The sequence below is a fragment of the Mesorhizobium xinjiangense genome, assembly GCF_009749525.1.
Taxonomy (GTDB): domain Bacteria; phylum Pseudomonadota; class Alphaproteobacteria; order Rhizobiales; family Rhizobiaceae; genus Mangrovimarina; species Mangrovimarina xinjiangensis.
On the sequence record NZ_WOAC01000001.1, the window covers coordinates 154513 to 181175 of the forward strand.

Sequence of the window (26663 nt, forward strand, 5' to 3'; positions counted from 1 at the left end):
CATCTATGGCCGGTTCGCCCATCGACATCGCCTTGCCCGACGAGGCCGCCACGCAGCGCCTCGGCGAAGACCTGGCACGCGCCCTGCGGCCGGGCGACATGGTGCATCTGCGCGGCGATCTCGGCGCCGGCAAGACGACGCTGGCGCGCGCCGTCATCCGGGCCGTCGCCGACGACGAAGGGCTGGAGGTGCCGAGCCCGACCTTCACGCTCGTGCAGAGCTATGAGCTGCGGCTTCCGGTCCATCATCTCGACCTCTACCGCCTCGGCACGCCCGACGAACTCGACGAGCTTGGCGTGGAGGAACTGGCCGAGGACGGGGTTGCACTCGTCGAATGGCCCGAACATGGCGGCGACGCCCTGCCAAGAGCGACGCTGGTCGTCGAACTGACCCAGGAGGACGGCGCACGCCGGGCCGCCATCGAGGGTGCGCCGCCCGCCATGGAACGCGTGTCCCGCTCGCTCGATATCCGGCGCTTTCTGCACGATGCCGGCTGGGGGGCAGCGCATCGGCGCTACCTGCAGGGCGATGCCTCCACCCGCACCTACGAGACCGTCACGCTCGCGGGCCAGGCGCCGCGCATTCTGATGGACGCGCCGGCCCATTCGAGCGGCCCGCCGGTCCGCGACGGCAAGCCCTACGCCCAGATCGCGCACATCGCCGAATCGGTGACGCCTTTCGTGGCCATAGACCGCATGCTGGGCGAGGCGGGCTTTGCCGTGCCCGCGATCCACGCCGCCGATCTCGACGTCGGCCTCCTGCTGATCGAGCATCTGGGCGGCGGCGCGTTTCCGGATCCGGCAGGCAAGCCGATCACCGAGCGCTACGAAGCGGCGGCCGAACTGCTGGCAGCCGTCCATGCCCGATCCTGGCCACGGGAGATCGCGCTGGACGGCGGCCACGTCCACCGCATTCCGGATTTCGACCGCCAGGCCATGCTGATCGAGGTGGAACTGCTTCTCGACTGGTACCTGCCGGACATCACGGGCAAGCCTGTCGACGACAGATTGAGGCGTGACTATGTGGCCGCCTGGAACACGGTGCTCGACCGCCTCGCCGGTGCGCAAACGAGCGTGGTTCTGCGCGATTTCCATTCGCCCAACATCATCTGGCGCGCGGAGAGACAGGGCCTCGACCGTCTCGGCATCATCGATTTCCAGGATGCCATGCTCGGTCCGGCCGCCTATGACGTCGCCTCGCTCGCGCTCGACGCACGCGTCACGATATCGCCGGCTCTGGAAGCCGCCATCGTCAGCGCCTATACACGGGCACGGGCCGCTGCGAGCGGCTTCGACAAGGCTTCGTTCGAGGAGGCGTATGCAATCATGGGCGCTCAGCGCAATGCGAAGATCATGGGGCTGTTCGTGCGCCTTCACCGCCGCGACGGCAAGCCCGCCTATCGCGATCACCTGCCACGCGTGCGCGAGTATCTGGCCCGCTGCCTCGAGCACCCGGCACTCGAGCCGGTGGCCCGGTTCTGCGCCGCCCACGATCTCTTGAAGCAGGCTCGGGCATGACCGCGCGGCTCCCCTCGACCGCGATGGTGCTCGCCGCCGGGCGCGGCCTGCGCATGCGTCCGATCACCGAAACTCTGCCCAAGCCCCTGGTGCCGGTCGCCGGCAGGCCGTTGATCGACTGGGGGCTCGACAGCCTGGCGGCCGCCGGCGTGGCAAGGGCCGTCGTCAACGTCCACCATCTGGGCGAACAGGTCGCAGCCCATGTCGGGAGCCGCAAACGCCCCGAAGTGACCGTTTCCGACGAACGCGACGAATTGCTGGATTCTGCCGGCGGCATCGTCAAGGCACTGCCGCTTCTTGGGTCCGAGCCGTTCTTCGTCCTCAATGCCGACACGTTCTGGGTCGCCGACAACGGCGCCAACCTGCCCGCCCTGGCCGACGCCTGGGACGAGGGCCGCATGGACATCCTTCTCATGCTGGCCGAGCCCGGTCAGGCGACCGGCCACACCGGCAAGACCGATTTCCTGCGCGACGAAACGGGCCGGCTCGTCCGCGCGGCAGGCGCCGGCAGTGGCTCCATCTATGCCGGTGCGGCGATCGTCCACCCGCGCATCTTTGCCGGCGCAACTGCACAACCGCATTCGCTCAACCTCTATTTCGACCGGGCCATCGCCGCCGGGCGCCTTTTCGGCCTGCCGATGCAGGGCGCCTGGATCACGGTCGGCACGCCGGACGGCCTTGCCGCGGCCGAAGCGGCCATCGCCCGGATGGAAGCGACGGCGTCATGACCCGGCGGCCGGCGCCGCGCCTCTGGTCGATCCCGCCCGGCGTTGCCTTCCTGCCGACCCTGGCCGACGCGCTCATGCGCGGCGATCTCGTCGAAGGCTTCGTCTTTGACGGCGACCCCATGCGGCTCGCCGACGTCACGATCTACGTCCCGACACGCCGCGCGGCACGCGCCTTGCGCAGCGTCTTCGTGGAGAAGATGGGCGGCGCCTCGGCGATCCTGCCGGCCATACGCCCGCTCGGCGATTTCGATGAGGAGGCGGGCCTGTTCGAGGCCGACGGCGGCACGGCGCTCGACCTCGCCCCGCCCGTCGGCGCGCTCGACCGGCTGCTCTTCCTCGCGCCGCTGCTGCGGCGCTGGAAGTCGCGCCTGCCGGCCCATGTCGCGGCCATGTTCGAAGAAGACATCGTCGTGCCGGCTTCGACGGCCGATGCGATCTGGCTGGCGCGCGACCTCGCCGCGCTGATGGACGAGATCGAGACGGAGGACGCCGACTGGAACGCCCTTTCCTCGCTGGTCGGCGGCGATTTGAGCGCCTGGTGGCAGGTCACCCTCGACTTTTTGCAGATCGTCACGTCGGTCTGGCCGCAGGCGCTTGAGGAGATGGACCGATCCAATCCCGCCGCCCACCGCAACGCGATGATCGAGGCGGAGGCGGCGCGCCTTGCCCGCAATCGGCAAGGACCGGTGATCGCTGCCGGCTCGACCGGCTCGGTTCCGGCAACCGCGCGGCTGCTGGCGGCGATCGCGCGGCTGCCGATGGGCGCGGTCGTGCTGCCCGGTCTCGACAAGACGCTCGACGAGGACGCCTGGTCGCTGATCGGCGAAGCCGATTCCGCTCCATCGGCCTTCGGCCATCCGCAATACGGATTGAAGAAGCTTCTCGGCATCATCGGCGTCGACCGGCAAGAGGTCATCGAGATCGGATCGCTCGACGCCGGTCTCGCCGCCCGCCGCAATCTCGTTTCACAGGCCCTGCGCCCGGCCGAAACAACCGACAAATGGGCCGAGATCGGGCCGGAAATCGAAGCAGCGATCGCCGATGGCGCGCTGGACGGCGTCAGCCTCATCGAGGCGGCGAACGAACGCGAAGAGGCGCTGGCGATCGCCATCGCGCTGCGCGACGCGGTCGAGGACAGGGCGAGCCACGCCGCGCTTGTCACCGGCGACCGCGAACTGGCGCGGCGCGTCTCGACGGAACTGTTGCGTTTCGGCATACGCGCCGACGATTCCGGCGGTGCGCCGCTGTCGCGCACGCCGCCCGGCGCTCTCCTGACCCTGGCCCTCGAATGTATCTTCCGTCCCGGCGATCCCGTGGCGCTGCTTGCGCTTGTCAAGCATCCGCTGCTGCGGCTGGGTACGGAGCGAAAACGGCTCCAGCCAATCGTCGAAAAGCTCGAGCTCGTCCTGTTGCGCGGCGGCACCGGCCGGCCGGATATCGCAAGCCTCAAGGCGGATCTCGAACGCCGACTGGAACGGCTGGCCGAGGAGCGGCCGCCCTTCTGGATAGAGCGGCTGCAGCCGCGAGACAGGGACGAGCTTGCCGCATTCCTCGACCGGCTCGACACGGCGATCGCGCCGCTTGTCTGCCTGCGCGGCACCAGTCAGACCGGCATTGCCGCCATCGCCACGGCGAGCATTGAAGCTCTGGAAGCACTGGCGCGCGACGAGAACGCGAGCCCGGTCGAGCTCTACGAAGGCGACGCGGGAGAAAAATTCGCCGCGATCATGGCCGATCTCGTCACGGCGAGCGCCGGCCTCGAATTCGAGGCGGAGGAATGGCCCGATATCGCGACCGCGCTCATGGCCGGCGAGACTGTCAAGCCGAAGGCGGGCGCCGATATGCGCGTGTCGATCTGGGGCGCGCTGGAAGCGCGGCTGCAACATGTCGACACGCTGATCGTCGGCGGCCTCAACGAAGGAAGCTGGCCGCGCAAGGCCGAGGCCGACCGCTTCATGTCCCGCATGATGAAGACGGGGATGGAGCTGGAACCGCCGGAGCGGCGTATCGGCCTTGCGGCGCATGATTTCGCAATGGCGATGGGCGCTCCGCGCCTCATCCTGTCGCGCGCCGACCGCGCCGGCGACGCACCGGCCGTCATGTCGCGCTGGCTGCAGCGCCTGACGACGCTTGCCGGCGATCCCGCCTGCACCGTCATGCGCCGGCTTGGCGCGGTCTACGTCTCCTGGGCGCGGGCGATAGACATTGCGCCGGACGTCGAATTCGTGCCGCGGCCCAATCCGGCGCCGCTGCTTGCCGCCCGACCCCGACGCTTCTCCGTCACCGAAATCGAGACCTTGCGCCGCGATCCCTATGCCGTCTATGCAAGAAAGGTGCTCGGCCTCCACCCGCTCGATCCGCTGGTGCGCGATCCCGGCGCCGCGGAGCGGGGGACGCTGTTTCACGAGATCCTGCATCGCTTCACCGTCGCCGGCGGGGTGGCCGGAACGGACGATCCGCGGCAAAGGCTTTTGGCGATCGCCCGCCAGACCTTCGACGAAGCCGCACTGCCGGACGACGTGGAGGCGATCTGGTGGCCGCGCTTCGTCGCCATGGCCGACGAGATCGTCGACTGGGAGAATGGGCGCGGCGGCGTGCTGGAGACGGCCAGCGAGGCGGCGGCACGCGCGACCGAGATCGCATCGAGCGGCGTGACCCTGTCGGGGCGGGCCGACCGCATCGACGTGCGTCCCGGGGGCCTTGCCGATATTCTCGACTTCAAGACGGGCAGCAGCCCCTCCAAACGGCAGGCCCATACGCTGGTCGCGCCACAGTTGGCGCTCGAAGGCGCGCTCTTGAAACGCGGCGCCTTTGCCGAGCTCGGCGCGCAGAGGCCGGCCGACCTCGCCTATGTGCGGCTCAGACCCAAGGGGCTGGTGGAGCACGAATCGATCCTGGACATCAGGGGCTCGATAAAGACGGCTGACGCGCTGTCGGAGGAGGCCTGGACGAGGCTTGAAAAGCTGATGGCGCACTACGGCGACGCGAATATCGGCTACCTGTCGCGCGCCCTGCCCTTCAAGGAGGGCGACGTCGACGGCGACTACGATCATCTCGCCCGCGTGCTCGAATGGTCGGCCGGCGGCGATACCGGCGAGGAGAACGGCGAATGAGCGCGCCCCGCTTCATCCCTGCAGAAACGCTCGAACGCCAGGCGCGCGCCGCCGACCCTGCCAGCTCCGCCTGGGTGTCGGCCAATGCCGGTTCGGGCAAGACGCATGTTCTTTCGCAGCGCGTCATCCGCCTGCTTCTGGAAGGCACCGACCCGGCGCGCATCCTGTGCCTGACCTACACCAAGGCTGCCGCGGCCAACATGGCGACGCGCGTGTTTCGCGAATTGTCGCGCTGGGCGCGGCTCGGCAATGATGAGTTGGCTAATGAGATTGCGCTGCTTGAAGGGCGGAAACCGGATGGCGCACGATTGCGGCTCGCCCGCCAGCTCTTCGCCCGCGCGCTGGAAACGCCGGGCGGGCTGAAAATCCAGACGATCCACGCCTTCTGCGAGGCGGTGCTGCACCGCTTTCCGCTCGAAGCCAATATCGCCGGCCATTTCGAGATGCTCGACCAGCAGATGGAGCAGGCGCTGGTCGCCGAGGCGCGCCGCGATCTTCTGGCAGGCGTCGTCGGGGGCATGGACGCCGAACTCGGCGCGGCCTTCGCGACCGTGCTCGAGGCCGGCGGCGAATGGGGGCTGAACGACCTGCTGGATGAAATCGTCGCCAAGCGCGATCCGGTGCGCGCGTTCATCGACGGCATGGGGCGCGAGCCGCTGGCGGTGCTGCGCGAGGAATTCGGCTTCGGCGACGACGAAACGGCCGACACGATCACCGGCGAGGCCTGGCCGCTGCCCGGCTTTTCGCCCGCCCAATTCGACGAACTGGCGGCCCTGGCCGAAAGCACCGGTGCGGGCCGGGTCTGCGACAGGCTGCTTCCCAATGCCCGCCTCGCCTTCGCGGAGGCCGATCCGCAGCGCCGTCTCCGCCTTCTCGGCCGGGCATTCCTCAAGGATAAGGGCGAGCCCTACAAGCCGTCCTGGCTCTTCACAAACGGACTGCGCAAGGTGCTGCCCGACATCAACGAGCGCTATGACGCGGCCGTCGGGAGGCTTCAGGCGGCCGGCGACCGCATGGCGCTTTATCGCATGATCGAGGGCACTGCCGCCGCGCTGACCATCGCCGACTGGCTGATCGCGCGCTACGAGCGGCTGAAGAGCGCGCGCGGCTTCCTCGACTTCAACGACCTCATCAGCCGCACGGCCGCGCTGCTGTCGCGCGGCGATGTCGGCGCCTGGGTGCACTACAAGATGGACCAGGGCATCGACCATATCCTGGTCGACGAGGCGCAGGACACGAGCCCCGAGCAGTGGCGCGTCGTGGCCAAGCTTGCCGAGGAGTTCTTTTCCGGCGCCGGATCGCGCGGCAATGTCAACCGGACGGTCTTTGCCGTCGGCGACGAGAAGCAGTCGATCTACTCCTTCCAGGGGGCCGAGCCCGAGGCCTTCGACATCAACGGCCGCATGTTTGCCGAAAAGCTCGCGGGCGCGGGCCGCCGCTTCGAGCGCGTGCAGCTCACCCATTCCTTCCGCTCGACGGAGGACGTCCTGCAGGCCGTCGACACGGTCTTTGCCGCCGAGCCGGCGCGCCAGGGCCTGACGCGCAATGCCGACGTGCTGGAGCACAAGGCGGTGCGCATCGGCGAGCCCGGCCTTGTGGAGGTGTGGCAGCAGATCGCGCCGGAACAGGTCGACGAGCCGGACGACTGGACGGTGCCGATCGACCACGCCTCGGCGCCCGCCGCCCGGCTGGCCGAACTTGTCGCCCGGACCATCCGGCACTGGCTGGCGAGCGGCGAGGCGATCGAGGCCAGGGGACGCGCCATGCGTCCGGGCGACATTCTGGTTCTGGTGCGCAAGCGCGACAGCTTCATCCATGCCCTGTCGCGCAGCCTCAAGAACATGCAGATCGCGGTCGCCGGCGCCGACCGGCTCAACCTGCGCAGCCACATCGCGGTGAAGGACATGATCGCGCTGGGTCATGTCCTCATGCAGCCGCATGACGACCTGTCGCTCGCCGCCGTTTTGAAGAGCCCGGTCTTCGGCCTGACCGAGGACGATCTCTACGCCCTCGCCCATGACCGTCCGCGCACGGCCTCGCTCCATGAGCGGCTGATGGCGAAAGCGGAGGAAGACGCGCGTTTCCGCCTGCCGGCCGAGGATCTCGTCCGCTGGCGCCGCGAGGCCGAAGCGCTTTCCGTCTTCGAGTTCTACGGCGCGCTTCTGGGCCGCGACGGGCTCAGGCGGCGCATGGTGCAAAGGCTCGGCCACGAGGCCGGCGAGATCCTCGACGAATTCCTCAATTTCGCCCTGGCGGTCGAGAAGACCGGCCTGCCGGGCCTGGAATCCTTCCTCGCCACGATCGAGAGCGCCGGGCCGGAGATCAAGCGCGAGATGGACCAGACGCGCGACGAGGTGCGCATCATGACGGTCCATGCCTCGAAGGGGCTGGAGGCGCCGGTGGTGCTTCTGGTCGACAATGGCAGCCGCCCGTTTTCGGAATCGCACCTGCCGCGGCTCGTGCCCTTCCGCTCCCGCAACACCCGGTGGCCCGGCGAAGGCTTCGTCTGGCGCATGCCGGGCGCGCCGTCGAATGCCTGGCTGCAAAAGGCCACGGCGACGATCGGCGAAAAGGCGCGCGAGGAATATCGCCGACTGCTTTACGTCGGCATGACACGGGCCGAGGACCGGCTCGTCGTGTGCGGCTATCGCGGCAAGACCACGCCCGATCCCGGCATCTGGCATGCGCTCGTGCATCAGGCGATGGCCGGCGGCGGGGCAGAGGAGACGAGGCATCCACTGACCGAGCTCGCCGTCCACCGTTTCCGGTTGCCGGACCGGCGCACAGCCGCCCCCGCCGAACCTACCGGGCACGAAGCGCCGCCTGCACCGGTCTTTCCGCAACATCTTCGCCGCCCGTTGCCGGCGGAAGCGCATCTGCCGCGTCCGCTCTCGCCGTCGGGCGCCGCGGCGCTCCTGGACGACCATCGCGAGCCCGTCATTGCGACCCGTTCGCCCGTTCTCGATGCCGCGGGCGGCCCGGCCCCGGCGATCGCGCGCGGCATCACCATCCACCGCCTGCTCCAGAGCCTGCCCGACCTGCCGGCAGTAGACCGCGAGGCGGCGGCGATGCGCTATCTCGACCGGACGATGCAGGACTGGCCGCACGACGACAGGCTCGAAGCATGGCGCCAGGTCGAGCGCATCCTCATGGACGAAGCCTTCGGCGCGGTCTTCGGCAAGGGCTCGCGGGCCGAGGTCGCGGTGATGGGCAAGCTTGTCGTCGGCGGGCGCGAACGCGCCGTCTCGGGCAAGATCGACCGGCTCGCGGTGGACGCGGACAGCGTCACCATCGTCGACTACAAGACCAACAGGCCGCCGCCCCGCACGCTGGTGGAGGTGCCCCTATCCTATGTCACGCAGCTTGCGCTCTACCGTGCATTGCTCGCACCGCTCTATCCGGAGAAAAATATTCGCACCGCGCTGCTGTTTACCGAAGCGCCATCCCTGTTCACCATGCCTGATAAGGTGTTGGATGATGCCCTTGCGCAACTCGACCAGGCATGACACTAGATATGCTTGAATAGACTCATTGCCATCACTACATCTCGTTAGACCCGTTCGTTTCCAAGGAGACATCAATGTCCACCGTCAAGACCGACAAGAACAGCTTCCAGGCCGACGTGCTCGAATCCGCCGAGCCGGTGGTCGTCGATTTCTGGGCGGAATGGTGCGGTCCGTGCAAGATGATCGCGCCGTCGCTCGACGAGATCTCGCAGGAGCGCGGCGGCCAGGTCAAAGTGGCCAAGGTCAATATCGATGAGAACCCGGAGCTCGCCGCCCAATTCGGCGTGCGCTCGATCCCGACGCTGATGATCTTCAAGGGCGGCGAAGTCGCCGACATCAAGGTCGGCGCGGCACCGAAGACGGCCCTTTCCGCCTGGATCGACGGCGCCATCGCCTGATCCTGCCTCTCAAGGACATATCTGTAAGCCCGGCCATCGCGCCGGGCTTTTTTTTTGAAGAGACGATTGCCCAATTTTCCCCCTCCACCGCCTTCGGCGGTCCCCTCCCCCGTAAACGGGGGAGGATCAAGTGGCACCGCAGGATCCTCCCCTGCGAAGCGGGGGAGGGGGACCATGCGAAGCATGGTGGAGGGGGCAATGCTGTCACACCGGCGGGGTGCCGTTCTCGGCCAATACCTCGCCGACCAGGTAGAGCGATCCGCAGATGAGGATGCGCGGCGGCGGCTCGCTCTCGTCCCAGGTGTCGCGCAGGAGCTTGAGCGCATTGGCGACCGAGTGGACCGGCTCGGCCGACAGACCGGCCTCCAGCGCGCACTGGGCCAGTTCGTCGTTTGGGACACCGGCATCGCTCGACGACACCGGCACGGCGAACACATGCCGCGCCATGCCCTCGAAGGCCCGGAAGAAGCCCCTTTGATCCTTGGTGTCGAGCATGCCGGCAATCAGGAACAACGGCCGTTCCTGCCGGTCCTCGCGTTCGGCGAGCGCCTCGGCAACGACCGCGCCGGCGCCGGGATTGTGCCCGCCATCGACCCAGATTTCCGCGCCCGGAGGCGCGAGCGCGACAAGCCTGCCCTCGGCCAGGCGCTGCATCCGGCCGGGCCAGTCGACGCGCCGCATGGCCGCTTCCGCCGCACTGTGGGTGATCTCGAAGCCGGCCGCCTTGACCGCGGCGATCGCGGCGGCGGCATTGGCGTATTGATGTCGGCCGGGCAGCCGCGGCCGCGGCAGGTCCATCAGCCCGTCCTCGTCCTGATAGACGAGCCGGCCATGCTCGAAAAAGGCCAGAAAATCCTGACCGTAGACCGACAGCGGGCAGTCGAGCCGCTCCGCCGTCTCGATGAGAACGGACTGTGCGACCTCCGTTTCCTGGGCTCCGATGACGACCGGCGCGCCGTGCTTCATGATGCCGGCCTTTTCGGCCGCGATCAGTTCGACCCGGTCGCCGAGATAGGCCTCGTGGTCGAGGGAGACCGGCATGATCAGCGACACCGCCGGGCGCTCGATGACGTTGGTCGCGTCGAAGCGCCCGCCCAGCCCGACCTCGATGATCGCGGCGTCGGCCGGATGCTCCGAAAACAGGACGAAGGTAACCGCCGTCAGGATCTCGAAGACGGTGATCGTCTCGCCGGCATTTGCCTCCGCGACACGTGCAATGGCGCCTGCGAGCGCTTCGTCATCGACGAAATGACCGCCATCCGGCGCGCCGATGCGGTAGCGTTCGTGCCAGCGCACCAGATGCGGCGAGGTGTGAACATGGACACTGTGCCCTGCGGCTTCCAGCAGGGCGCGCGCGAAGGCGGCGGCGGAGCCCTTGCCGTTGGTGCCGGCGATGTGGATGACGGGCGGCAGGCGGCGATGCGGATTGCCCAGCCTGTCGAGCAGCCGCGCGATACGGTCGAGAGAAAGGTCGAAACCTTTCGGATGCAGCGACATCAGCCGCTCGATCTCGCGGTCCGCGTTTGAGGTCATCACGTGCATGTCCTGGCGTCGTCGCCGCGCAGAGGGAAGGTGGCGTTCGAAGTGCCCGCCGGCGCGTCAGCCCTGTGCCGGTGCCGTCTCCTCGACCGGCTCGGCGACGATGACTTCGACCTCTTCGGGCTCGGCCTCGGCCTCCTCGAGCGGCGTATTCAACAGCATCTTCAACAGCCGCGCGATCGTCTCCTTCAGCTCCAGCCTGGAAACGACCATGTCGACCATGCCGTGTTCCATCAGATATTCGGAGCGCTGGAACCCTTCGGGAAGCTTCTCGCGGATCGTCTGCTCGATGACGCGCGGGCCGGCAAAGCCGATCAGCGCGCCCGGCTCGGCGATATGGACATCGCCCAGCATCGCATAGGACGCCGTCACGCCGCCGGTGGTCGGGTTGGTCAGCACCACGATATACGGCAGGCCCGCCTCTTTCAGCCGGTCGACCATGACGGTGGTGCGCGGAAGCTGCATCAGCGACAGGATGCCCTCCTGCATGCGCGCACCGCCGGAGGCGGCGAACAGGATGAGCGGCCGCTTCTTGTCGATGGCGGCCTGGAAGCCGCGGATGATCGCCTCGCCTGCGGCCATGCCAAGCGAACCGCCCATGAAGGCGAAATCCTGCACCGTGGCGACCACCGGCAGCCCGTCGATCGTGCCCAGCGCATTGACGATCGCATCGTCCATGCCGGTCTTGGCCTTGGCGTCCTTCAGCCGGTCCGTATACCGCTTCTCGTCGCGGAACTTCAGCGGATCGACCGCGGCCTTCGGGTTTTCCAGCGTCTCATACGCACCATCGTCGAAGAAGAATTTGAGCCGTTCCGCGGCCTTGATCTTCATGTGATGGCCCGATGACGGGATCACCCACTGATTGTCCTCCAGGTCCTTGTGAAAGACCATCTCGCCCGTCTCCGGGCACTTGATCCAGAGGTTCTCGGGAATATCGCGCCGCCCGAGCATGGAGTTGATCTTGGGGCGGACGTAACTCGTGATCCAGTTCATTGCTCTTTTCCTTCGCTCCTTCGCGAGGCAGGAGCTCTTGGTATATTCGGCGAAGTTCGGGTTTGGGACACTAGCGTCGAATGTAGGCGGCTATCGGGCCGCAGCAAGGCGTGCGCCGCGCACGCCCTGTGCCAGGCCGCTGACCAGCGTGGCGACGGCCTCGGCCGGGTCGGCGGTCTGCTCGCCATCCGGTCCCAGCACATTCGCCACCGCGTTGACGATCGCCGTGCCGACGACGACACCGTCGGCCGAAGCGCCGATCGCCCTGGCCTGCTCGGCCGTCTTGACGCCGAAACCGACACAGACCGGCAGCTCGGTATGCGCCTTGATGCGCGCCACGGCACCGGCCACCTTCGCGGTGTCGGGCAGGGCAGAACCGGTGATGCCGGTCATCGACACGTAGTAGACGAAGCCGGACGTATTCGTGAGCACGGTGGGCAAGCGCTTGTCATCCGTCGTCGGGGTGGCCAGGCGAATGAAGTTGACGCCGGCCTTCAACGCCGGAATGCACAATTCCTCGTCCATTTCCGGTGGCAGGTCAACGACGATCAGCCCGTCGATTCCCGCCTCGATCGCGTCGGCCAGGAAGCGTTCGACACCGTAGATATAGATGGGATTGTAATACCCCATCATCACGATGGGCGTTTCGTTGTCGTCCTGGCGGAAGGCGCGGGCGAGTTCGAGCGTCTTCTTCAGGGTCTGGCCGCCTTTCAGCGCCCTGAGGCCCGCCGCCTGGATGGCCGGACCGTCGGCCATCGGGTCGGAAAAGGGCATGCCGAGCTCGATCACGTCGCTGCCGGCGCCGGGCAGCGTCTTCATGATCGCAAGCGACGTCTCGAAATCCGGATCGCCGCCCATGATATAGGTGACGAGCGCCGGACGGCCTTCCTCCTTGAGCCTGGCAAAGCGGCGGTCGATGCGTGTGGTCATGCCGTTTCCTTCTCCACCCAACGGGCGTAATCCTGATTGGCCGTCACGGCCGTGTGCCGGATGATCGCCGGCGTGTCGTAGGGGTGGTGCTCGGCGATGAGCGCTTCCAGCGCGTCGGCCTTCGCCTCGCTCGTCTTGAAGATGGCGAGCGTCTCGTCTTCCTCTTCGATTGCTCCCTGCCACCAATAGAGCGAGCGCACGCCGTCGACAATATTGGCGCAAGCCTTCAACGCGGCGCGCGCCATCCGGGCCGCGTCGACGGCATTGGCGAAAGTGACGTGCAATTCGATCACTCGGCGTGCTCGCGTATCCTGGTCGTCACCTCGAAGGCGTAGAAGCCGTCGCGCGCAATCCTGCTCTTGGCCAGGGCGGCGTCGAAGGCGATGCGCGGGTCACCGTCCACAGCCACATGCGTCAGAAATGCCAGGTTCTGGCTTTCGCGAATGCCCTGCGCATTCTCCTGGCCGTCACCGGCGGCAACCGCCACATAGTGGTGAGGATTGTGCTTGGAACGGTAGATTTCGAACATCGTTCAAATCTCCATGCCCATCATCTTTGCGACGGTGTGAACGTCCTTGTCGCCGCGGCCCGAAAGGTTGACGATGATGACCTGGTCCTTGTCCATCGTCGGGGCCAGCTTCATGGTATGCGCGATGGCATGGGCCGATTCAAGGGCCGGGATGATGCCCTCGAGTTGCGTCGTCACCTGAAACGCCTCGAGCGCCTCGTTGTCAAGGATCGGCACATATTCGACGCGCCCCGTGTCGCGCAGCCACGAATGCTCCGGCCCGACGCCGGGATAATCAAGGCCGGCCGAGATCGAATGACCGTCGAGGATCTGTCCGTCCTCGTTCTGCAGCAGGTAGGTGCGGTTGCCGTGCAGGACGCCGGGCCGGCCGGCGTTCATCGAGGCGCAATGCTCTTCGCCCTGGAGCCCGTGTCCGCCCGCTTCCACGCCGATGATGCGCACCTGCGCATCGTCGAGGAAGGAGTGGAACAGCCCGATGGCGTTGGAGCCGCCGCCGACCGCCGCCACGATCGCGTCGGGCAGGCGTCCTTCCTGTTCGACGATCTGCTCGCGCGCCTCGATGCCGATGACCGACTGGAAGTCGCGCACCAGTTCGGGATAGGGATGCGGACCGGCCGCCGTGCCGATCAGGTAATAGGTGTCCTCGACATTGGTCACCCAGTCACGCAGCGCCTCGTTCATGGCGTCCTTGAGCGTGCCGTGACCCGAGGCGACGGGCTTGACCTCGGCGCCGAGCAGCCGCATGCGGAAAACGTTGGGCGCCTGCCGCTCCACGTCAGTCGCTCCCATATAGACGACGCAGGGCAGGCCGAACCGCGCCGCCACCGTGGCCGAGGCGACGCCATGCTGACCGGCACCGGTCTCGGCGATGATGCGCGTCTTGCCCATGCGCCTGGCAAGCAGGATCTGGCCGAGGCAGTTGTTGATCTTGTGCGAACCGGTATGGTTCAAGTCCTCGCGCTTGAAATAGATCTTCGCCCCGCCCAAATGCCGCGTCAGGCCCTCGGCGAAATAGAGCTTCGACGGGCGGCCGGCATAATGGGTCGACAAGGCGCCAAGCTCGGCCCGGAATTCGGGATCATCCTTGGCCTTGTTCCAATGGTCTTCGAGATCGAGGATCAGCGGCATCAGCGTTTCGGCAACGAAACGCCCGCCAAAAATGCCGAACATGCCCTGTTCATCGGGCCCGGAACGAAACGTATTGGGTGCCGCCGGCCTGTTCATGCCGATCTCCTGACCTGTTGCACCGACCGCAGCCGGCCGGCTTTTTGATTTTCGCAATGTCCGGACGCAGAAACCCACTTCTCCCGGAATTGCTCTGGAGCGGTCAGGCAGCGCGACTTTTGTCGGCGTCCCTGACGGCCCGGAAAAGTTCTTCGATCAGCGCCGCATCCTTGACGCCCGGCGCGCTTTCGACACCGGAGGAGACGTCTATTCCGTTCGGGGCGGCAAGGCGCAGCGCATCGCCGATATTCGCGGCGTTGAGACCTCCCGAAAGCATGTAATCAACGTCCGGGTCAAGGCCCGCCAGCATGCGCCAGTCGAAGGCCACGCCGTTTCCACCGGGCAATTGAGACCCCTTCGGCGGCTTGGCGTCGAACAGGAAACGGTCGGCGGCGCCCAGATAGGGCTCGATCGCCGCCAGATCGCCCGGCTCGCTGACCGCAAACGCCTTCATCACCGGCAGGCCGTAACGCGCCTTGACCTCGCCCACCCGCTCGGGGCTTTCCTTGCCGTGCAGTTGCAAGATGTCGGGCGCCATGGCGTCCACGACCGCGTCGAGAAAGGCGTCATCGGCATTGACCGTCACCGCCACGGCCCTTCCCCTGCCGCGCGCGGCCTCGCGCAGCCGGCCGGCCTCCCCGGGCGTCACGTTGCGCGGGCTCTTTTGGAAGAAGATGAAGCCGACATGGCTCGCCCCGCCGTCAAGCGCGGCGGCGACGGCATCCGGCGATTTCAATCCGCATATCTTTATCTCGAGCGACATGGAGAGGAAGTGCCATGAAATGGCGGCGGAGTCGAGGCAAGCGGGCCGGTGAATGGTGAATGGTGAATGGTGCGGAAGATCTTGCCGCCCAGCAACCCTCAGCTTCTGCGCCGCCACGGTTCTATTTACTATTCACCGAATTGGATCGCCTGCAGCGCCCCGCCATTGCGCTTCAGCCAGGCCTTGGCTTCGTCCGTGCGCGGACAGAGTTCCCTGCACAGGGCCCAGAATTTCGGCCCGTGGTTCATCTCCTTCAGATGCGCCACTTCGTGCGCCACGAGATAGTCGATGACGACGGGCGGGGCCATCATGATGCGCCAGGAAAAGGACAGGTTGCCGTCCGAGGAGCACGATCCCCAGCGGCTCGAAGTGTCCTTGAAGCGGACCGAGCAGGCCCGCCGGCCGGCCGTCACCGTATGGCGCGCGACCAGCGGTTCGATGTCGGCCTTGGCCTGGCGCTTGAGGAAATCGGCCAGCCGCCGCGACAGATGCGCCCTTTCCCCGTGCACGACGAGCGCCGGCGCACCGCCGACGGTCTCGACCGACACGCTGCCGCGACGACCGGACTCGTGGACGATGAGATGCGGCACGCCGCGCAGCGGGATCTTGATGCCGGGGCGCACCTGCGGCTGGTCGGGCAGGCGGGCGAGCCGTGCTTCCAGCCAGCCCTGATGCCGGCCTAGAAACCGTTCCACCTCGCCGCGCGCCAGCCCCGGCGGCACGGTGATACGCAGGCCGCGCCCGCCGGCGTCGATCCGCAATGTCAGGCGCTTGGCGCGCGCGTTCTCCACGATCCTGAGCGGCAGGGACCGGCCCGCCACGTCGTGCGTGTGCTGCTGCGCGGCCGGAGATGATGCCGCTTCCTGCCCTGTCCGTCTGAAAAAGCCGCGCGCCATGCGCAGAACCTATCTGATTCGCCTGCGGCGGGAGTAATGGCACGGAAACTCTTCGCCGTCTTCTGGCGACCGGTTTCCACGTCCTGGCGAATTGCGCTATTCAGGCCTCATGGACAGGACAGGCATGATACCGGTCGCGCCGGGACTGGCGATCTCGGAGGAGTTGATCGAGGAAAGCTTCATCCGCGCCTCGGGCCCGGGCGGACAGAACGTCAACAAGGTGGCGACGGCCGTGCAGTTGCGCTTCGACCTGGCCGCGGCCGAGCTGCCGGAGCCGGTGCGCCTGCGCGCCCTGCGGCTCGCCGGCCAGCGCGCCACCAAATCCGGCGCGATCGTCATTGAGGCGGCACGCTTTCGCACCCAGGAACGCAACCGCCAGGACGCGCGCGACCGGCTGGTCGAATTGCTTGCCAAGGCCGCCGAGCCCCCACCGCCGCCGCGCAAGAAGACGCGGCCATCGCGCTCGGCGGTCGAACGCCGCCTGAAAGCCAAGGCCGGCCGCGCCACGGTCAAGAAACTGCGTGGCCGCGTCGATCGCGACTAGAACATGTCCCGCTCAAACGGTGACGTTTGAGCGAAAGGTACATGTTCCAGCACATTGAGCTGGCGCGCATATCTTTGCTTCAGACGTTGCCGTTTGAAGCGAACGCGCGCTAGCCGTTCCCGGCGCACCGGCTTTCCCCGATCACAGGCGCGCCCGTCCGGCGCCGCCGGAGGCCCTCGCAATCGGCCTGTTGCGCATCGGCAACGCCGGCTACCCAATTTGGCTGGTGCGACGCGGGATCCGGGCGCCCGCCGCGCCCGTTTCAATATTAGCGGACCAGCCAAAATGCTGAAAGAAAGAAGGTTTTCCCGCCTGCCATGCAAGCCGCGGTGCCTTGCGGCCGCTCTTAACCATACGCGCGAAGGCTGCCCCCGTGCACATTGACAGGTGCGCCGATCACCTCTTAACATTTCATTAACGATTATAACAGGCAACGCGAAGCAGGGTGATCGGGCGGCCAGATGGGATCGGGCAGACTCTCCGTTTATGCGATGGTGCTGCGGGCAGCGCTGATCGGCGTGGCCGCCTCGTGGAGCGGTGCGGCGCTGGCGGGCTCGATGATCACCGGCGGCCTGACCTCGCAGCCGATCGGCCATTTCGAATTCTGCCGGGCCAACCCGGGCGAATGCGCCATACGCAGCGTCGACCGGGGACCACAGCGTATCAGCGCGGCTCTGTGGCAGGCGATCCAGGCGATCAATGTCGACGTCAACCAGGCCGTGACGCCGATGAACGATATCGACGTCTTCGGCAAGGACGAGGTGTGGAGCTACCCGAACGGCGTCGGCGACTGCGAGGACTACGTGCTGGAGAAGCGCCGCCTCTTGCACCGACGCGGCATCGACTATTCCAATATCCTGATCACGGTCGTTCGCAAGCGCGACGGCGAGGGCCACGCCGTCCTGACCTTGCGGACCAGTGACGGCGACTTCATCCTCGACAATCTGACCGACGAGATCCGCACGTGGGACCATACCGGCTACCGCTTCCTGAAGCGCCAGTCGAGCGCACATACGGGACGCTGGGTGTCGCTGCGCGACGAGCCCAACACGCTCGTCGGCTCGGTCAAGAAATAGCTTTCGCAGATCACGCCGCCAGGACCATCTTCTCGGATGCCATGCGGTAGGAAATTGCCTCGGCGAGGTGAATCCTGGCGACCGTTTCCTGGCCATCGAGATCGGCCAGCGTGCGCGCCACCTTGAGCACCCGGTGAAAGGCGCGCGCCGTGAAGCCCAATTTCTCGCTCGCATCGCGCAACAGCGCCATCCCCGCCTCGTCCGGCGCCGCGATCGTCTCGACGAGGGCCGGCGTGCAGCGGGCATTGATGCCGATCCCCGCCTGGCCGAGGGCGGCGAAGCGGGCGGCCTGGATCTCGCGCGCCTGGGCCACCCTTTTCGCCACGTCGGCGCTCGCCTCGGCGCGCGACGGCGCAATCAGGTCGCTCGCCGTGACCGCCGGCACCTCGATCCTGAGGTCGATGCGGTCGAGCAGCGGCCCGGAAATGCGCGCCTGATAGTCCGTCTGGCAGCGCGGACCGCGCGCGCATTGATGGCCCGGTTCTCCGGCCTTGCCGCAGCGGCACGGGTTCATCGCCGCCACGAGCTGAAAGCGCGCCGGATAGGAGACGCGATGATTGGCCCGGGCGATGACGCATTCGCCGGTCTCGACCGGCTGGCGCAGTGAATCGAGCACGGCCGGCGTGAATTCCGGCAATTCGTCCAGAAACAGCACGCCGTGATGGGCGAGCGAGGCCTCGCCCGGCCGCACCCGCAATCCGCCGCCGACCAGCGCCGCCATCGAGGCGGAGTGATGCGGGGCGCGAAACGGCCGCCGGTCGGAGAGCTTGCCGTCGGCCAGTTCCCCGGCCACCGAGGCGATCATCGAGACTTCCAGAAGTTCGCGCGGCGCCAGCGCCGGCAGGATCGAAGGCAACCGCTGGGCCAGCATCGACTTGCCCGAACCGGGCGGGCCGCACATCAGGAGGTTGTGGCCGCCGGCCGCCGCCACCTCGAGCGCCCGCTTGGCGCTTTCCTGTCCCTTGATGTCGGCCAGGTCCGGCAGGGATCCGGCCGGCTGGCGAACCCCGGCCTGCGGGCGGGCGAGCACCTGCGTGCCGCGGAAATGATTGGCGATGGCGATCAGGCTGAACGGCGCCAGGATCTCCATCTCCTCGCCGGCCCATGCCGCCTCCGGACCGCAGGCCTTGGGGCAGATAATGCCCTTGCCGACCGCATTGGCGCCGATCGCCGCCGGCAAGGCGCCCGCCACCGGGGCGATCGTCCCGTCGAGCGACAGTTCCCCCAGCACCACGAAACCGGCCAGCGCGTCGGCGGGAACCGCGCCGAGCGCCGCCATCAGGCCGAGCGCGATCGGCAGGTCGTAATGGCTGCCTTCCTTGGGCAGATCCGCCGGCGCCAGATTGACCGTGACCTTCCTGGGCGGCATCGACAGGCCTGACGCATGGAGCGCGGCCTGCACCCGCTCGCGGCTCTCGGCGACCGCCTTGTCCGGCAGGCCGACGATCTGCATGCCCATCTTGCCGGGCGCAACCATCACCTGAACATCGACGGGAACCGCCTCGATCCCCTGAAATGCGACAGTGCAAACCCTTGCCACCATTGCGCCGCCCCTCCTGGCCAATGCGCCCGCGCTGCAACCTCAAATCGAACCCGACCGAGGCCTGCGACCGGCACTAAAGCACACGGTTCCGCCGCTGGGGGATATTATACTTCACAAACCCAGGAGCCGGTGATATGACGCAGGAATGGGCTTTGAGAAGGTTGCAGGTCGTTTTAATACGTGGGTGGAATTCTTCCGAAACTTGCGGGAGATCGGCGCACCATGGGGCATCACGCCTTCATCCATCGTGGCGGCTACCATCCTGTATGGCGGAATGGTGTGGGCCATGATCCGCGAGATGGTTCCGTGGTATGTGTACTTACCTATTGCGCTGCTCGTCTTCGGAAGTGTGTTTCATCTTTATGCTGGTATTGCGAAGGCGCGATCTGTTCAGGGTATCCGTAAGATATCATTGGATGCTGTCGCTGACGCGTGTGAGCGGTTTGAAGAAAGATACTGGAATTTCCTAGAGGCTCACCGTGCCGAACTAAAGGAAATTGCAGATGCAGAAGCCCGGCGTTGGGGTACGGACGATTCGGGGAGTATCAACGGATGGGAGCACGCTCGTCAGCTTGAAACCAACCTAATGCGGAAGATGAAAGCGCGCCTTGGCAGTGATGTCGCCGCTTTGATGGCCATGTTTTCGACGTTGGAGATAGGCGGGGATTCGGATTTTCGCTCGGTTCATTGGAGCGACGGTCAAGCGCGCTACTACGGTGCAATAGGCAAGCTTCTTAGGCAAGGGATGCTTGAAGAGGCGCGGAAATTGAACCGCCACGACATTTTCTTTTAGACAACGTAGAAAATTACCGCACACACAACCACCGCACAAACAGCCCCGGCAATGACCGGTCGCCAATTCCAAGGTGGCGGATTGTAGTCACTCATTCCTTGTCGCTCGTCTTGTCCTGCTTTGGCGCAGGTGATTTCGCGATTTTCTTCAACAGCCGGTCAAAGCGTTCTTCGGAGTCATCCGCTTCAAGCTCGCGAGCGGCCTCGCGGAACTTGTCGGCTTGACTCTTTTTCGCTTTTTCTGTCGTCATCTGCAAATGCACTTCTTTTTCATTGACGAGAGCGGGACGCCACCAAAGCCTGGCTCGAAGAAATCGAACCCCTATTTTATCATCGCCGGGATCGTAATGCACGAATCCCAGTGGCATGGCATCGCTGGCGAAGTGAGACACCTATGTGCCAAGCCAAAATACCGTGTCGGTGGTGAAATTAAATGGCGTTACTTCGGGATGCATAATTCGGAACCGGATAACTCCGTATCGCATCTGGACCAAGCAACTCGCGATGCATTCCGGTCAGAGTATTTTTCCATCCTCACCAAGCGAAAAAGCGTCAAAATCATAGCGTGCGTCGCGAGCGTAGAAGCTGCCTACAACACGGCCTACGTCAAAGACGCCGAGAGCCTTTACCATTACACATACAAGCCAGTATCAGAGCGCTTTCAATACCACTTGCAGGATCTTAGCCGCTTTGTGGGCGACAAACAACTTGGCCTAATCGTCGGGGATCATCGTGGCCGGAAGCAGGATGATGAGTTTAGAGTTCACCACTCTGATATGGTTGAAAACGAAACCGCATTTGTTAGCAACTATGACAATTTCGTCGAGTGCATTTTCTTAACGCCATCCCACATGAGCATTGGCGTTCAGATGGCTGATATGGTGGCGGGGGCTATCGGCCGGGCCTTCAATATCGGGGATCGGACATTCTTCGACGTTATTCGCCCATCCTTTCGGACGAACGCAGCCGGAAAATATGAGGGATTTGGATTAGTGAAATTTCCGACCAAAGGGTGGAAATAGCCGCCGGGCGGGCTTTCGCCCTGATACGTTTCGACGTATCCCCGGCAACAAAAATATGGGCCAAAACCAACACAGAATCAATGATTTAATTACGGCATCGCTAACCCATTGATAACGACTCACTTTTTGTAATTGCTCGAACTTCTAAGAGGTAGTTCGAGCTGGACAGGTCGACTTTTCCGATATTCGGCCTTCGCCTCAACAAGGTTGCCTATAGGTGAGCCGCTTGCCCTTAGCACCTTTGAGCGCGAGGAAAGCACGAACGCCATCGTCAACGCCAAGCGCAACGCGGTTCGAATAGCGGAAATCAAACTCTGCCAGATAGCGGTGCAGGTGATGCTCCGCGCAATGCTGATAGACGCCTTTCATGCCGCGCTTGAAGATCGAATAGTAGCCTTCGACCGTGTTGGTGCTGACGTTGATGGCGGTGAACTTTTCGCCATCGCGGGAATATTCCCAACGGCCATATTCGTCGGCGCTGTGGTTGACGGCACGGTGCTTCGGGAAGTGCTTGCCGATATGGCGATAGTGCATGCCCTCGTCGGTCATGAGCCACGCTTCCTTGGCGATGTACTTGTTCACGATGGGAAGGACGGCCTTCATGGTGGTGCTGGCGATATGGAATGAGCGGGCCTTGCCGCCGCGCTCCACAAGGGTAAGCACCACGTTCTTGTTGCCCATGCCCCTGCCGGTCGTGCCCGCCAGTTTGCCGAAGTACGTTTCATCGGATTCCACAGTGCCGCCATTACCGCCCATCGGGGAGAAGTCATCCGAGCGCATGGCTTCACGAATGCGGTGGCCTAGGAACCATGCCGTCTTGAGCGTGACTTCCAGAACGCGGTGAAGCTGGTTTGCTGAAATGCCCTTCTTTGACGAGCAAATCAGGTGGATCGCCTGCAACCACTTGTGCAAGGGCAGATGGCTTTCCTCGAAGATCGTGCCCATGCGGACAGTGAACTGCTTGCGGCACTCACCGCACTTGTAGAGGCCGTGGCGCTCGATGCCTTCCGGGCTCTTCTTGGAAGGCTTCGTGCGAACGCCCTTGAGCTTGTAGATACGATCCATCGCACCGCAGTGATGGCAAACCGGGCCCTGGGGCCACAGGATTTCTTCCACATGCTGGAAGGCGGCGGCTTCATCGTGGAAATAGGGGCGGGACAGAACTGACATGGCGATAACTCCTTGATCCTTATTTAGGAGTCGCCGTTGGGTTTGTCAAGTATAATATCCCCCGCCGCTGTAAAGAACAATACAGGAACATACTATCGCATTGCGCGCAGCCCGGTTGAAAGCGGTTGCAGAACGCGAACAGCCGGGGAACGCTCAGCCGGCGCGTTTGGCCTCCACCGCATCCCAGAACAGCGCGGCGATATCGGCGCCGCCGAATTTCTTCACCTCGCGCACGCCGGTCGGCGAGGTGACGTTGATCTCGGTGAGATAGTCGCCGATGACGTCGATGCCGACGAGGATGAAGCCGCGCTCGCGCAGGGCCGGGCCGATGCGCGCGCAGATCTCGCGCTCGCGCTCGGTCAATTCGGTCTTCTCGGCGCGCCCGCCGACATGCATGTTGGACCGTGAGTCATGCTCGGCCGGCACGCGGTTGATGGCGCCGACCGGCTCGCCGTCGATCAGGATGATGCGCTTGTCGCCGCCGCGCACCTCCTTGAGATAGCGCTGGACAATATAGGGCTCGCGGAACATCTGGCCGAACATTTCCAGCAGCGCGGCGAGATTGCGGTCTGCCTCGAGGAGGTGGAAGATGCCGGCGCCGCCATTGCCGTAGAGCGGCTTGACGATGATGTCGCCGAATTCGCGCCGGAACGCTGCGACCTCCTGGGGATCCTTGGTGATCAGCGTGTCCGGCATCAGGTCGGGAAATTCGGTGACGAAGATCTTTTCCGGACTGTTGCGCACCCAGGCGGGATCGTTGACGACCAGGGTCGCGGGATGGATGCGTTCGAGAATATGGGTCGTGGTGATGTAGTTCATGTCGAAGGGCGGATCCTGGCGCAGCAGCACCACGTCCATCTCCGCCAGATCGACCTTGCGCGCCTCGCCGAGCGCATAGTGATCGCCCTCCACATCCTTGAGCGTCATCGGCTCGACGCGGGCGGTCGCGCGGCCGTCGCGCAGCGACAGCCGGTCGGGCGTGTAATGAAAAAGTTCATGGCCGCGCTTTTGGGCCTCGAGCGACAGGGCGAAGGTGGTATCGCCGGCGATCGACAGCGTCGCGACGTGATCCATCTGGACGGCAACTTTCAGCGGCATGAGCGTTCTCCGGCGATGCGCATCTGTGTCAGGCCCGATGCATGTATAGCCTCGCGGCCGATTTTCCAATGACGGTCTGGGTACGCCGATCGATACGCTTCATAAAGGGTTTGCTGCGAGCATGCCGGACCGGTCTGCTCGACAGCCGACAGACAGCAAGTTCCAACGCCATCGAAGGGCCAAATGACCGGCGCAGTGAACCCGACCGCCGACAATGCGGATCTCGCATTGACGGACCCCCTCACAGGGCTCGGCAACAGTCGCCGGTTCCACGGCAAGATCGCGCGGCTGATCGCCGAGCGCGCCGACGATCCCGCGCCGTTCGCCATCGGGATCATCGATCTCGACGGTTTCAAGCCGATCAACGACCTGTTCGGCCGCAAGGCGGGCGACGACATCCTGCAGCAGGCGGCCATGCGCCTGCATGCCGCCATGGACCAGCATTCGACCGTGACGCGCATCGGCGCCGACGAATTTGCCTTCCTGCTGCCGATGACCTTCTCCGAGGCGGCCGCGGGAGAACGGGCGCGCATGCTGATCGAGGTCCTGTCGGCACCCTACGACATTGGCGAGCGCACGGCACGCCTTTCGGCGTCGGTCGGCTGCTCGCTCTATTTCCTCTACTCCGAAGAACCGGCCGAGCTCATCACCCGGGCCGAAACCGCGCTCTATCACGCCAAGCGCTCGGGGCGCGGCCGTGTCGTGGTCTATACGCAGGAGATGGAGGAGGCGCAAAAGCGTGCCACGCGCATCGAGCAGGCGCTGCGGCGGGCCGTGTCGGCCGGCGAGGTCGAGCCGCATTTCCAGCCGATCGTCGACCTGGAGACGCGCCGCATCATCGGCTTCGAGGCACTCGCCCGCTGGACCGACAAGGATCTCGGCGTCGTCTCGCCGGGTTCGTTCATTCCGATCGCGGAAGAACGCGGCATCATCGGACCGCTCGCCCAACTCCTGTTGCGCAAGGCGATCGCCGCGGCGCAGAAATGGCCGGACGAGCTGTTTCTGTCGTTCAACCTTTCGCCGTCCCAACTGGTCGATCAGAACACCGGACGCGCCGTCCTGTCGCTGCTGGAGCGCACCGGCTTCGACCCGCGGCGGCTGGAAATCGAGATCACCGAGACCGGCGTCATGGGCGACCCCGCCTCGGCCGAGGCGATCATCCACGATTTCCGCAATGAGGGGATCAGAATAGCGCTCGACGATTTCGGCACCGGCCAGTCCAGCCTCGGCCGGCTGCGCGAGTTCAGGTTCGACAAGCTGAAGATCGACCGCGCCTTCGTCGCATCGATGCTCGACGACCGGCCGTCCGAACACATCGTGCGCGCCATCCTGGCGATGAGCGAAGGGCTCGGCATGACGACCGTGGCCGAGGGCATCGAAAACGACGAGCAGGCGCAGATGCTGCTCGGCCTCGGCTGCGCCGGCGGCCAGGGCTACCATTTCGGCCGTCCGGCCGATGCGGCAACAACACTCGACGCCCTGCGCCGGGATTATGCCGCGGCGGCCGTGGCCGCGCAGTAGCGTGCCGCACGGACGGGGTTGCGGCGGCGGCCCATTTCTCCGATACCTGCGGTCGGTCCGACCGGAGGAGACAAGCCGCATGATGCCCAGCGCCATCTTTCCCGATCTCGAAAACGCCTCGGTGCTGATCACCGGCGGCGGCTCCGGCATCGGTGCCAGCCTGACCGAGGGGTTCGCGCGCCAGGGCGCGAAGGTCGCCTTCATCGACATTGCCGAAGAGGAGAGCCAGGCGCTGTGCGACCGGCTGGCGGCCGAAATCGGAAACCGGCCGCTCTTCCTGAAGGCCGATTTGCGCGATGTGGAAGCCCTGCGCACGGCCGCCGGCAACGCGGCAGAAGCGCACGGCACGGTGAGCGTGCTGGTCAACAATGCCGCGCTCGACGACCGGCACCGCATCGAGGAAATCACGCCGGACTTTTGGGACGACAACCAGGCGATCAATCTGCGGCCGCAATTCTTTGCTGCGCAGGCTGTCGCCGAGGGCATGAAGGCGGCGCGCGCCGGCACGATCGTCAATTTCAGTTCCATCTCCTTCATGATCAACAGCGGCGCATATCCCTCCTATACGGCGGCCAAGGCCGGGGTGGTCGGGCTGACCAAGGGGCTGGCCGGCGCGCTTGGCCCCTACGGTATCCGCGTCAACGCGATCGCGCCCGGCTGGGTGATCACCGAGCGCCAGCGTGCGCTGTGGGTGACGGAGGAGGCCCTGTCCGCCTTCATCGACCGGCAATGCCTGAAGGAAGAGATCCAGCCCGGCGACATGGTCGGGCCATGCCTGTTCCTCGCCTCGTCGGCCTCGCGCATGATGACGGCGCAGACACTGATCGTCGACGGCGGGTATCTGTGAAATCCGGGAGGGAAGGAATGAACGACAACAACATGCCGGGCCACGGCGCCGGCATCCTGTGCCACAATGCCTGCGAGCTCGGCGAGGGTCCGACCTACGATCCCGATACCGGCACGCTCTACTGGTTCGACATTGTCGGACGAAAGCTCTTGGAGCGCGATTTTCCGGACGGGCCGACCCGCGTCCACGACCTGCCATTCATGGCGAGCGCGCTTGCCGTGGTGGACGATGAGCGCCAGCTCATCGCGGCAGAGGACGGGCTTTACCTGCGCGAGCGGACGAGCGGCGCGCTGACGCTGCACCGGCCGCTTGAGGCCGACAACCCGAATACGCGGTCGAACGATGCCAGAGTCCATCCCTCCGGCGCCTTCTGGATCGGCACCATGGCCAAGGACGAGGGGCGCGATGCGGGCGCCATCTACTGGTACCGCAACGGCGAGATCCGGCAACTCTATCCCGGCATTTCCATTCCGAACTCGATCTGCTTTTCGCCCGATGGCGCGATCGCCTATTATACCGACACGCCGCGTGCCATCGTCTACCGGGTCGCGTGCGATCCGGCGACGGGTCTGCCGACAGGCGATCCGGAACCCTTCATCGATCGGCGCGGCAAGGACGGCTGGCCCGACGGTTCGGTGTGCGACGCCGAGGGCAATATCTGGAACGCGCGCTGGGGCGCGGGCGCGCTCGACAAGTGGTCGCCCGGGGGACAGCTCATCGAAACGATCGCCATACCGGCCGGGCAATCGAGCTGCCCCGCCTTCGCCGGCCCCGACGCCTCGCAAATAGTCGTCACCTCGGCCTGGAAGGGCAAGGACGCCGCGGCGCGCGAGCGCGATCCGCATGCCGGCAAGACGTTCGTCGTGGACAGAAAGGTGCGCGGCCGTTTCGAGTCGCGCGTGGCGCTGTAACCG

24 protein-coding genes are annotated in these 26663 nt (G+C 65.5%); 12 read left to right on the forward strand and 12 right to left on the reverse strand.

What is annotated here, in order from left to right:
• Nucleotides 1-5 precede the first annotated feature (5 nt).
• The 5 genes from tsaE to trxA all read left to right on the forward strand — a co-directional run bounded on the left by tsaE (nucleotide 6) and on the right by trxA (nucleotide 9262).
• Nucleotides 6-1517: a tRNA (adenosine(37)-N6)-threonylcarbamoyltransferase complex ATPase subunit type 1 TsaE gene (gene tsaE, locus GM909_RS00805; RefSeq protein WP_157014288.1), complete on the forward strand. Its 1512-nt coding sequence runs from the start codon at nucleotides 6-8 to the stop codon at nucleotides 1515-1517.
• Nucleotides 1514-2245 (forward strand): nucleotidyltransferase family protein, encoded by a 732-nt coding sequence (locus GM909_RS00810; RefSeq protein ID WP_157014289.1) that lies wholly within the window; start codon nucleotides 1514-1516, stop codon nucleotides 2243-2245. Before tsaE ends, GM909_RS00810 begins: the two co-directional genes overlap by 4 nt.
• Nucleotides 2242-5358, forward strand: coding sequence for a double-strand break repair protein AddB (gene addB / locus GM909_RS00815; protein ID WP_157014290.1), 3117 nt, complete (start codon nucleotides 2242-2244; stop codon nucleotides 5356-5358). The genes GM909_RS00810 and addB overlap by 4 nt, the downstream gene beginning before the upstream one ends.
• Nucleotides 5355-8864, forward strand: coding sequence for a double-strand break repair helicase AddA (gene addA / locus GM909_RS00820; protein ID WP_157014291.1), 3510 nt, complete (start codon nucleotides 5355-5357; stop codon nucleotides 8862-8864). Before addB ends, addA begins: the two co-directional genes overlap by 4 nt.
• A gap of 74 nt (nucleotides 8865-8938) precedes the next feature.
• Nucleotides 8939-9262 carry a thioredoxin gene (gene trxA / locus GM909_RS00825; protein ID WP_157014292.1) on the forward strand — a complete coding sequence of 108 codons (324 nt, stop codon included), beginning with the start codon at nucleotides 8939-8941 and terminating at the stop codon, nucleotides 9260-9262.
• Between the two features lie 204 nt (nucleotides 9263-9466).
• On the opposite strand, the gene GM909_RS00830 is transcribed toward trxA, so the two are convergent.
• From GM909_RS00830 to GM909_RS00865, 8 genes are all read right to left on the reverse strand, one after another.
• Nucleotides 9467-10798, reverse strand: coding sequence for a bifunctional folylpolyglutamate synthase/dihydrofolate synthase (locus GM909_RS00830; RefSeq protein WP_157014293.1), 1332 nt, complete (start codon nucleotides 10796-10798; stop codon nucleotides 9467-9469).
• Nucleotides 10799-10861: 63 nt separating this feature from the next.
• Nucleotides 10862-11794: an acetyl-CoA carboxylase, carboxyltransferase subunit beta gene (gene accD / locus GM909_RS00835; RefSeq protein ID WP_157014294.1), complete on the reverse strand. Its 933-nt coding sequence runs from the start codon at nucleotides 11792-11794 to the stop codon at nucleotides 10862-10864.
• A gap of 90 nt (nucleotides 11795-11884) precedes the next feature.
• Complete coding sequence (gene trpA / locus GM909_RS00840) at nucleotides 11885-12724, reverse strand: tryptophan synthase subunit alpha (protein ID WP_157014295.1); 840 nt, start codon at nucleotides 12722-12724, stop codon at nucleotides 11885-11887.
• A complete protein-coding gene (gene cutA / locus GM909_RS00845) occupies nucleotides 12721-13017 on the reverse strand; it encodes a divalent-cation tolerance protein CutA (protein WP_157014296.1) in 297 nt (98 codons plus the stop codon). The genes trpA and cutA overlap by 4 nt, the downstream gene beginning before the upstream one ends.
• A complete protein-coding gene (locus GM909_RS00850; RefSeq protein WP_157014297.1) occupies nucleotides 13014-13253 on the reverse strand; it encodes a hypothetical protein in 240 nt (79 codons plus the stop codon). Before GM909_RS00850 ends, cutA begins: the two co-directional genes overlap by 4 nt.
• 3 nt (nucleotides 13254-13256) lie before the next feature.
• The gene (gene trpB, locus GM909_RS00855) at nucleotides 13257-14477 is read right to left on the reverse strand and encodes a tryptophan synthase subunit beta (RefSeq protein ID WP_157014298.1); all 1221 of its coding nucleotides are present in this window, start codon (nucleotides 14475-14477) and stop codon (nucleotides 13257-13259) included.
• Between the two features lie 103 nt (nucleotides 14478-14580).
• Nucleotides 14581-15240: a phosphoribosylanthranilate isomerase gene (locus GM909_RS00860; RefSeq protein ID WP_157014299.1), complete on the reverse strand. Its 660-nt coding sequence runs from the start codon at nucleotides 15238-15240 to the stop codon at nucleotides 14581-14583.
• A 128-nt stretch (nucleotides 15241-15368) separates the two neighbouring features.
• Nucleotides 15369-16136, reverse strand: a complete 768-nt coding sequence (locus GM909_RS00865; RefSeq protein ID WP_157014300.1) for a M48 family metallopeptidase — start codon at nucleotides 16134-16136, stop codon at nucleotides 15369-15371.
• Between the two features lie 124 nt (nucleotides 16137-16260).
• Here GM909_RS00865 and arfB point away from each other — a divergent pair, with 124 nt between their 5' ends.
• Both arfB and GM909_RS00875 read left to right on the forward strand, forming a co-directional pair.
• Nucleotides 16261-16680 carry an alternative ribosome rescue aminoacyl-tRNA hydrolase ArfB gene (gene arfB / locus GM909_RS00870; protein WP_235911579.1) on the forward strand — a complete coding sequence of 140 codons (420 nt, stop codon included), beginning with the start codon at nucleotides 16261-16263 and terminating at the stop codon, nucleotides 16678-16680.
• Nucleotides 16681-17141: 461 nt separating this feature from the next.
• Nucleotides 17142-17756, forward strand: a complete 615-nt coding sequence (locus tag GM909_RS00875; protein WP_235911548.1) for a transglutaminase-like cysteine peptidase — start codon at nucleotides 17142-17144, stop codon at nucleotides 17754-17756.
• A gap of 10 nt (nucleotides 17757-17766) precedes the next feature.
• Here the strand turns inward: GM909_RS00875 and GM909_RS00880 are convergent, their stop codons facing one another.
• Nucleotides 17767-19299, reverse strand: a complete 1533-nt coding sequence (locus tag GM909_RS00880; RefSeq protein WP_157014302.1) for a YifB family Mg chelatase-like AAA ATPase — start codon at nucleotides 19297-19299, stop codon at nucleotides 17767-17769.
• Between the two features lie 145 nt (nucleotides 19300-19444).
• On the opposite strand from GM909_RS00880, the gene GM909_RS00885 reads away from it, so the two are divergent.
• On the forward strand, nucleotides 19445-20092 hold the full coding sequence (locus tag GM909_RS00885; RefSeq protein WP_157014303.1) for a hypothetical protein: 648 nt from the start codon (nucleotides 19445-19447) through the stop codon (nucleotides 20090-20092).
• A gap of 91 nt (nucleotides 20093-20183) precedes the next feature.
• Here the strand turns inward: GM909_RS00885 and GM909_RS25680 are convergent, their stop codons facing one another.
• Complete coding sequence (locus tag GM909_RS25680; protein WP_198174070.1) at nucleotides 20184-20342, reverse strand: DNA-binding protein; 159 nt, start codon at nucleotides 20340-20342, stop codon at nucleotides 20184-20186.
• 6 nt (nucleotides 20343-20348) lie between these two features.
• On the opposite strand from GM909_RS25680, the gene GM909_RS00890 reads away from it, so the two are divergent.
• Nucleotides 20349-21113, forward strand: a complete 765-nt coding sequence (locus GM909_RS00890; protein WP_157014304.1) for a DUF3800 domain-containing protein — start codon at nucleotides 20349-20351, stop codon at nucleotides 21111-21113.
• A gap of 198 nt (nucleotides 21114-21311) precedes the next feature.
• On the opposite strand, the gene GM909_RS00895 is transcribed toward GM909_RS00890, so the two are convergent.
• Together GM909_RS00895 and gshB are read right to left on the reverse strand one after the other, a co-directional pair.
• Nucleotides 21312-22283, reverse strand: a complete 972-nt coding sequence (locus tag GM909_RS00895; RefSeq protein ID WP_157014305.1) for an IS1595 family transposase — start codon at nucleotides 22281-22283, stop codon at nucleotides 21312-21314.
• Nucleotides 22284-22436: 153 nt separating this feature from the next.
• Entirely contained in the window at nucleotides 22437-23381 is a 945-nt protein-coding gene (gene gshB, locus GM909_RS00900; RefSeq protein WP_157014306.1) for a glutathione synthase, read from the reverse strand.
• A 183-nt stretch (nucleotides 23382-23564) separates the two neighbouring features.
• On the opposite strand from gshB, the gene GM909_RS00905 reads away from it, so the two are divergent.
• The 3 genes from GM909_RS00905 (at nucleotide 23565) to GM909_RS00915 (ending at nucleotide 26660) form a co-directional block, all read left to right on the forward strand.
• Entirely contained in the window at nucleotides 23565-24902 is a 1338-nt protein-coding gene (locus GM909_RS00905; RefSeq protein ID WP_157014307.1) for a putative bifunctional diguanylate cyclase/phosphodiesterase, read from the forward strand.
• 79 nt (nucleotides 24903-24981) lie between these two features.
• On the forward strand, nucleotides 24982-25749 hold the full coding sequence (locus GM909_RS00910) for an SDR family NAD(P)-dependent oxidoreductase (protein ID WP_157014308.1): 768 nt from the start codon (nucleotides 24982-24984) through the stop codon (nucleotides 25747-25749).
• A 17-nt stretch (nucleotides 25750-25766) separates the two neighbouring features.
• Nucleotides 25767-26660 carry an SMP-30/gluconolactonase/LRE family protein gene (locus GM909_RS00915; RefSeq protein ID WP_235911550.1) on the forward strand — a complete coding sequence of 298 codons (894 nt, stop codon included), beginning with the start codon at nucleotides 25767-25769 and terminating at the stop codon, nucleotides 26658-26660.
• Nucleotides 26661-26663: the final 3 nt, after the last annotated feature.